Origin of the sequence: Natronomonas sp., from assembly GCF_046710025.1 — an archaeon.
Lineage (GTDB): Archaea > Halobacteriota > Halobacteria > Halobacteriales > Haloarculaceae > Natronomonas.
In genome coordinates this window covers 1-6,208 of sequence record NZ_JBKEGK010000154.1, presented here as the reverse complement: position 1 = coordinate 6,208, position 6,208 = coordinate 1, and the positions used below count along the sequence as shown (strand labels likewise).

General features: G+C 63.4%; 9 protein-coding genes. 6 read left to right on the top strand and 3 right to left on the bottom strand.

Annotation, left to right across the window (positions count from 1 at the left end; all coding sequences use genetic code 11):
• Window positions 1–89: 89 nt before the first annotated feature.
• From ACI944_RS10480 to asd, 5 genes are all read left to right on the top strand, one after another.
• Window positions 90–1,217, top strand: a complete 1,128-nt coding sequence (locus tag ACI944_RS10480) for an ABC transporter permease subunit (RefSeq protein WP_411718996.1) — start codon at window positions 90–92, stop codon at window positions 1,215–1,217.
• Window positions 1,214–1,987 (top strand): ABC transporter ATP-binding protein, encoded by a 774-nt coding sequence (locus tag ACI944_RS10475; protein WP_411718995.1) that lies wholly within the window; start codon window positions 1,214–1,216, stop codon window positions 1,985–1,987. The genes ACI944_RS10480 and ACI944_RS10475 overlap by 4 nt, the downstream gene beginning before the upstream one ends.
• On the top strand, window positions 1,984–2,682 hold the full coding sequence (locus ACI944_RS10470; protein ID WP_411718994.1) for an ABC transporter ATP-binding protein: 699 nt from the start codon (window positions 1,984–1,986) through the stop codon (window positions 2,680–2,682). Before ACI944_RS10475 ends, ACI944_RS10470 begins: the two co-directional genes overlap by 4 nt.
• 60 nt (window positions 2,683–2,742) lie before the next feature.
• A complete protein-coding gene (locus ACI944_RS10465) occupies window positions 2,743–2,934 on the top strand; it encodes a 30S ribosomal protein S17e (RefSeq protein ID WP_411718993.1) in 192 nt (63 codons plus the stop codon).
• Window positions 2,935–3,027: 93 nt separating this feature from the next.
• Window positions 3,028–4,062, top strand: a complete 1,035-nt coding sequence (gene asd / locus ACI944_RS10460) for an aspartate-semialdehyde dehydrogenase (protein ID WP_411718992.1) — start codon at window positions 3,028–3,030, stop codon at window positions 4,060–4,062.
• Between the two features lie 96 nt (window positions 4,063–4,158).
• On the opposite strand, the gene ACI944_RS10455 is transcribed toward asd, so the two are convergent.
• A complete protein-coding gene (locus tag ACI944_RS10455) occupies window positions 4,159–4,482 on the bottom strand; it encodes a CHY zinc finger protein (RefSeq protein WP_411718991.1) in 324 nt (107 codons plus the stop codon).
• 116 nt (window positions 4,483–4,598) lie between these two features.
• Entirely contained in the window at window positions 4,599–5,354 is a 756-nt protein-coding gene (locus ACI944_RS10450) for an SIR2 family NAD-dependent protein deacylase (protein ID WP_411718990.1), read from the bottom strand.
• A 130-nt stretch (window positions 5,355–5,484) separates the two neighbouring features.
• Here ACI944_RS10450 and ACI944_RS10445 point away from each other — a divergent pair, with 130 nt between their 5' ends.
• Entirely contained in the window at window positions 5,485–5,883 is a 399-nt protein-coding gene (locus tag ACI944_RS10445; protein ID WP_411718989.1) for a cupin domain-containing protein, read from the top strand.
• A gap of 6 nt (window positions 5,884–5,889) precedes the next feature.
• Here the strand turns inward: ACI944_RS10445 and ACI944_RS10440 are convergent, their stop codons facing one another.
• The gene (locus ACI944_RS10440) at window positions 5,890–6,171 is read right to left on the bottom strand and encodes a glutaredoxin family protein (RefSeq protein WP_411718988.1); all 282 of its coding nucleotides are present in this window, start codon (window positions 6,169–6,171) and stop codon (window positions 5,890–5,892) included.
• Window positions 6,172–6,208: the final 37 nt, after the last annotated feature.

The following is a 6,208-nucleotide window of genomic DNA, read 5'->3' as shown; positions in this document are numbered from 1 at the left end:
TTGCTCGTCGCCATCGTCGCGTTGCGCGTCCTCCCCGATGGAATCACAGGCTACGTCGAGGAACTGCGGAAACGACGGAGGGCGAGCGAATGAGCGACCGACTGGGCACGGACGGGCGGTCGCTCCTTGACCGTGTTCGTGCCCCCTTCGAGGGGCCGAATACTGTCGGCAACTCAATCCCGTTTTGGGTCGGTCTCGCCGTTGCCGTGGCTGCGCTGGCCGCGTACCCGCAAACGACCGACCCCTACACCGTGATCCAGAGTTCGCGCTACTTCGCGCTCGCGTTCCTCGCCCTGAGTCTCTGTTTCATCTGGGGCTATGCGGGCGTGTTGAGCTTCGGACAGGTTGCCTTCTTTGGGGTCGCCGCCTACGCGTTCGGTGCGATCGGAATCAACCTCTCGTCGGCGACCGGCGTTGGCGTCGCCATCGTCGCCGCTATCGCCGTCGGGACGCTGTTCGCGGCCCTGTTGGGCTACTTCATGTTTTATGGCGGTGTCAGAGACACGTACGTGACGATCATGACGCTCGTCGTCGCCTTGGTGTTGAACACGTTCATGGCACAGACAGCCGGTAGTGAATGGGCGATCGGCGACGCGCGACTCGGCGGGTTCAACGGAATGACGAACATTCCGGACCTCACGCTCGGCATCGGCGAGGCCGGTCTGGTGCTCGACGGCAACGGATTGTACTACGCCCTGCTCGCAACGCTCGTCGTGACGTACCTCGGGCTTCGGGCGCTCGTCAACAGCGAGTTCGGGATGACGATGGTTGCTGTCCGCGAGGACGAGGCTCGGACCGCGACCTTCGGCTACAACGTCCCGTTCGTGAAGTTGGTCGTCTTCACCATCGGCGGGGCGTTGGCCGCGGTCGGGGGTGTCTTCTACGCCAGTTGGGGTAACTACATCGACCCAAGCGTCTTCGGGATCGCCTTCGCCGCCCTCCCGGTTGTGTGGGTCAGCGTCGGCGGCCGCGAGTCGCTTTTGGGCGCGATCGGCGCGACGTTCGCCATCGAGCGCATGCGGACGGGGCTCTCCAGCGGGATCGGCCCGATCGGCTCCGAGTGGGCGCTCGTGATCGTTGGCGGGCTCTTGTTGGGCGTGATCCTGTTCATGCCGGCTGGCGTCGTCCCGACGCTCGAGAAACTCAAAGACCGGGCGCTCGCCCGAGGGCGCAAGCAGTCCGGCTCGACGACCACGACGGAGGAACCAATCGAATGAGCACGCCACAGGATATCAACGTCAGACAACAGCCCGCCGTCGCCGCGACCGGCGCGGGCTCCGACACCGTACTCGCGACCGAACAGCTCACAAAAAACTTTGGCGGCCTCACCGCGGTCGATAGCGTCGACTTCTCGATCGATGCGGGCGAGATCCGGTGTCTCATCGGTCCCAACGGCGCGGGCAAGAGCACGCTGCTCGAGTTGATCACCGGCCAGCTCTCGCCGAGCGAGGGGTCGATCTACTTCGACGGCCGCGATCTCACGGGACTCCCACCGCACAAGCGGATCGACACCGGGATCAGCGTCAAGTTCCAATCACCGCACGTCTACGAGAACCTCACGGTCGAGCAGAATCTTCAGGTGCCGCTTCAGCGGACCGACCGCGACATCGAGCGCGTCATGGCCGAGACGCTGGATCGGATCTCGCTCGCGGAGAAGGCCACCACGGGGGCCAGCGAGCTTTCACACGGCGAGAAGCAGCGTCTTGAGATCGGCATGGCGGTGACGCTCGACCCGACGCTCATGCTCCTCGACGAGCCGGTCGCCGGCATGTCGATCGATGAGACGGCCGACATCGCCAACCTGATCGGGTCGCTACACGACGACGGGATGACGTTTCTCGTCGTCGAGCACGACATGGAGTTCGTCCGTCAGATCTCCGAGCAAGTCACCGTGTTGAACCAGGGATCGATCTTCAGGCAAGCCCCGATCGAGGAGATCGAAGCCGACGAGGATGTCCGCCGGATCTACCTTGGTGAGAACGCGTGAGCCTCGAGATCGAGAACCTGAACGCCGGCTACGACGGGACGCCGATACTCAGAGATATTGACTTTACCGTCGAGGACGGCGAGATCGTCGGGATCGTCGGCCGCAACGGCGTCGGAAAGACGACGCTATTAAAAACGATTATGGGGCTGCTCGAGCCAGAAACCGGCACTGTCAGCTTCGATGGCGACGACTTGACCGGCGAACCGGCCGACGTCCGTGCCCGACGCGGGATCGGCTACGTCCCGCAGGGTCGGGACGTCTTTCCCGGCTTGACCGTCGAACAGAACCTCACGATCGGCGAGGGGATCGGCGACGACGGCGCGACGCGCTACGAGCAGGTGTACGACTACTTTCCGATCCTAGAGGAGCGTGCCGATCAAGACGCCGGCACGATGAGTGGCGGCCAACAGCAGATGCTCGCGATCGCTCGCGCGCTGGTCGGCGATCCCGATCTCCTGTTAGTCGACGAGCCCTCGGAGGGCGTCCAGCCGTCGATCGTCCAGTCGATCACGGAGGATCTCGAGGCGATCAACGAGGCGTTCGGCACGACGATCCTCTTTGTCGAACAGAACCTTTCGGTGATACAGGGCCTCGCGGAACGGTGTTACGCGATCGATCGCGGGACGATCGTCGACGAGATCGCCGGCGACGCGGTCAGCGACCGCGGACAACTTGAGGAATACCTCGTCGTCTGATACGGACCGGACGCCCTTTCGAACCTTTTTTAGGTGCCACAGCGGTAGTGACTGGTAATAATGGCTATCAAACCCGCCTACGTTAAAAAGACCGCTACGCTGCTCATGAACCGGTACCCGAAGGCCTTCGGCGACGACTTTGAGCACAACAAGGATCTGGTCGACGAGCTCACCAACGTCGAGTCGAAGGGCGTCCGCAACCGGATCGCCGGGTACGTCACCAGCAAACAGAGCGTTCCGCAAAGCGCGTAGGCGGCCGAGTTTTCAGACGATCGTCTGTTTTCAACACCCCAGTAGCCGCCGGTTTCCACAACCGTTTTCTTACGGCTCGCCATACGATCGCCAATGTCCACTCGCGTAGGTGTCCTCGGCGCGACCGGCGCCGTCGGACAGCGACTCATCCAACTGCTCGCACCGCACCCGGACTTCGAGATCGCCACGCTCACCGCCTCCGAAGCGAGCGCCGGCCGAACGTACCGCGACGCCGCAAAGTGGCGCGTCGACTCGCCCATTCCCGACGAGATCGCCGACAGCACGGTCGTCGAGACTGATCCCGACGAGGTTTCCGACGATATCGACTTGCTCTTCTCTTCGCTGCCCTCCGATGTCGGCGCGGCGGTCGAACCCGAGTTTGTCGAAGCAGGCTACGTCGTCTCGTCGAACTCCTCGAACGGACGAATGGATGAGGACATCCCGCTGACGATCCCCGAGATCAACGCCGACCACCTCGGGCTGATCGAGGTCCAACGCGACGAGCGCGGTTGGGACGGCGCGTTGATCAAAAACCCCAATTGCTCGACGATCACGATGGTACCGACGCTGGCGGCGCTCGACCAGTTCGGCCTCGATCGGGTCCACGTCTCGACGCTGCAGGCCGTCTCCGGAGCCGGCTACTCGGGCGTCACCTCGATGGAGATCATCGACAATGTCATCCCTCACATCGGCGGCGAGGCCACGAAGATGGAGACCGAATCGCGGAAGCTTCTCGGTTCCTTCGACGGGGCCGAGGTCAGCCTTCACAACGCCGACGTCTCGGCCTCGTGTAACCGCGTTCCGACGCTCGACGGCCACCTCGAGAACGTCTGGGCCGACCTTGCCGACGACCCCGCGCCCGAGGCTGTCGTCGAGGCCTTCGAGTCGTTCCCCGGTATCGACCTACACTCCTCGCCGGAACAACTCATCGAGGTGTTCGCGGAACCGGATCGCCCCCAGCCCCGCCTCGACCGGAACCTCGGCGGCGGAATGGCCGTCGCCGCCGGTGGAGTCGAGACGACGAGCCACGGTATTCAGTTCAACTGTCTGGCTCACAACACGATGCGCGGCGCCGCCGGCGCAAGCATCCTGAACGGCGAGTTACTGCTTGAGGAAGGCTACCTGTAGCGCCCGACGAACGCGGTGTTGGCTCTCCCGGTTGCGTCCTTCGTCTCGACAGCACTGAATCGTGAGTGCCGGAGACAGGTACCCAACTACTCACACTCAATCGAGCCATTCGAAGTAGCGGCTGTAGTGTGCCGCACAGTTCGGATTGAACGCCGCCCCGCAGTCCGGACAGGTGTCGCCCGAGACGTACACCGGTGCAGGCATCGACGTCCCGCAGACGCCACAACGGACGGCCGGATCGTCGCGCCGGTAGGCCGGCCACGGGATCGCGTCGTGGTCGGCGAGCGCGCGATGACACTTGAAGCAGGCGTAGTACTCCCCACAGCAGCTAAACCGGATGGCGACGACATCCCGTTCGGTTCCGTAGTGCGTACACCGGGTTTCGTCGTCCAATCCGACGCCGCGGACACCGTCAGGCATACCCTGTCCACAGCCGGATCGGATAATTTAGTTGTGCGTCGTTCATGCGGCCGAACACAGATCGGCTGCCCGGCCGGACTCCACAGATCCTCCATCCTCGGTGAAGCGAACGAACATCATCTGACGAGCACCTGATCGGTGACCTGCGGGAGCACGTCTGTGACATCCGCTCGAATGTCGTACTCGGCGTCGGCGGAAACCCCGGTTCGGTCGAGGTTGACGACGCAGACCGTCCCTCCGGCATCGAGAGCGTGCCGCGGTAGCGAGGCGACCGGTTCGACGGAGAGCGAAGTGCCGATCGCGAGGAACACGTCGGCCCCCTCGGCAGCAGATCGGGATCGGGCGAGTTTCTCTTTTGAGAGCTCTTCGCCGAATAGCACCACGTCAGGTTTAAATACGCCCCCGCAACGCTCGCACGTCGGCGGCGTTTCGCCGCCGCGGACGCATTCCATAGCGCGTTCGACGCCTCCCTTGACACCGCAGTCGGTGCAGACGACGCGTCGGCCGTTCCCGTGAATATCGATCGGAGTGTTGCTCCCCGCGGCCCGGTGGAGGCCATCGACGTTCTGCGTGACGAGCGTGTCCAGTTGCCCCGCTGATTCGAGTGCCGCCAGTGACTCATGGGCCGCGTTCGGCTCGGGATCGCCCGCGAAGAGGTCCTCAATCATCCCGACGCGGTCGCGCCAAAAGCCTCCGGGGTCAGCCCGGAATCGGGTGAGATGGAAGTCCATCGGGTCGTACTCGCTCCAGATTCCGTCTTCGGACCGAAAGTCCGGGATTCCTGACGCTGTGGACACCCCCGCGCCGGTCAGGGCGACGACCGACTCGGCCGAACGGATCTCCGCGGCGATGTCCACGAGGTCGTCGTCCATACTAACGCTCCGGCGTGAGGGCAAAAAACGTCTGTGCCAGTCGGTGCTGTGGCGGTCAATCTGCCGACGGCTATCCCAGGACCTGGAGACACCGGTGTTTTTGTCCCCGCCTTTCGTGAGCATATGGCATATGGAGTACGAAGTAGTAGACCTCGATGACGTATCGGTGACTGATCTCTCCGAGGTCGACTCGGTTCCGCCGGATCTCGACATCAAACCCGTCGGCAAACAGCTCGGCCTCTCGGAAATGCGGGCGACGGTGTGGTACTTCGAGCCCGACGAGGAAATCCAGTATCACGCCCACAGCGAACAGGAGGAGCTGTACTTCGTTCTCGACGGGGAGTTCTCGCTGAAGTTGGGGCGATCCGGTGAGGCCGAGTACGTCGATGCCGGCCCCGGAACGTTTTGGGTCGCAGCGCCGGAGGTCGGTCATGGGCACCGAAACGTCGGTGACGACCGCGGGGTCGTCCTCTCGTTCGGCGCACCGCCGGTCGACGACCCCGGACTCGACCCACACGATCTCGACTGAGTGGCCTCACCCGCCGATATCAGTCTCGAGAACAGCGGGCGACTCCGCGTCGCCGTGCGTGGTCTCGAGGTACTCGATGATCCGTGCCGATTGACTCATTACGATGCCGTACTCGTCGTCGAGGAGCACCGGGACCTGTCGCTGCCCCGTGATCGACCGTACCTCGTCGCGCTCCGAGTGGAGCCCCTCGACCCAGACGCTGGCGAAGGTAACGTCCAACTCGTTGAGAACATCGACGACGTGCTCACAGTACGGACAGCCCTCAAGACGGTACAACGTAACGGTCATGTACCTGTATATGCGGTACGATACAAAAAGCCGCCAG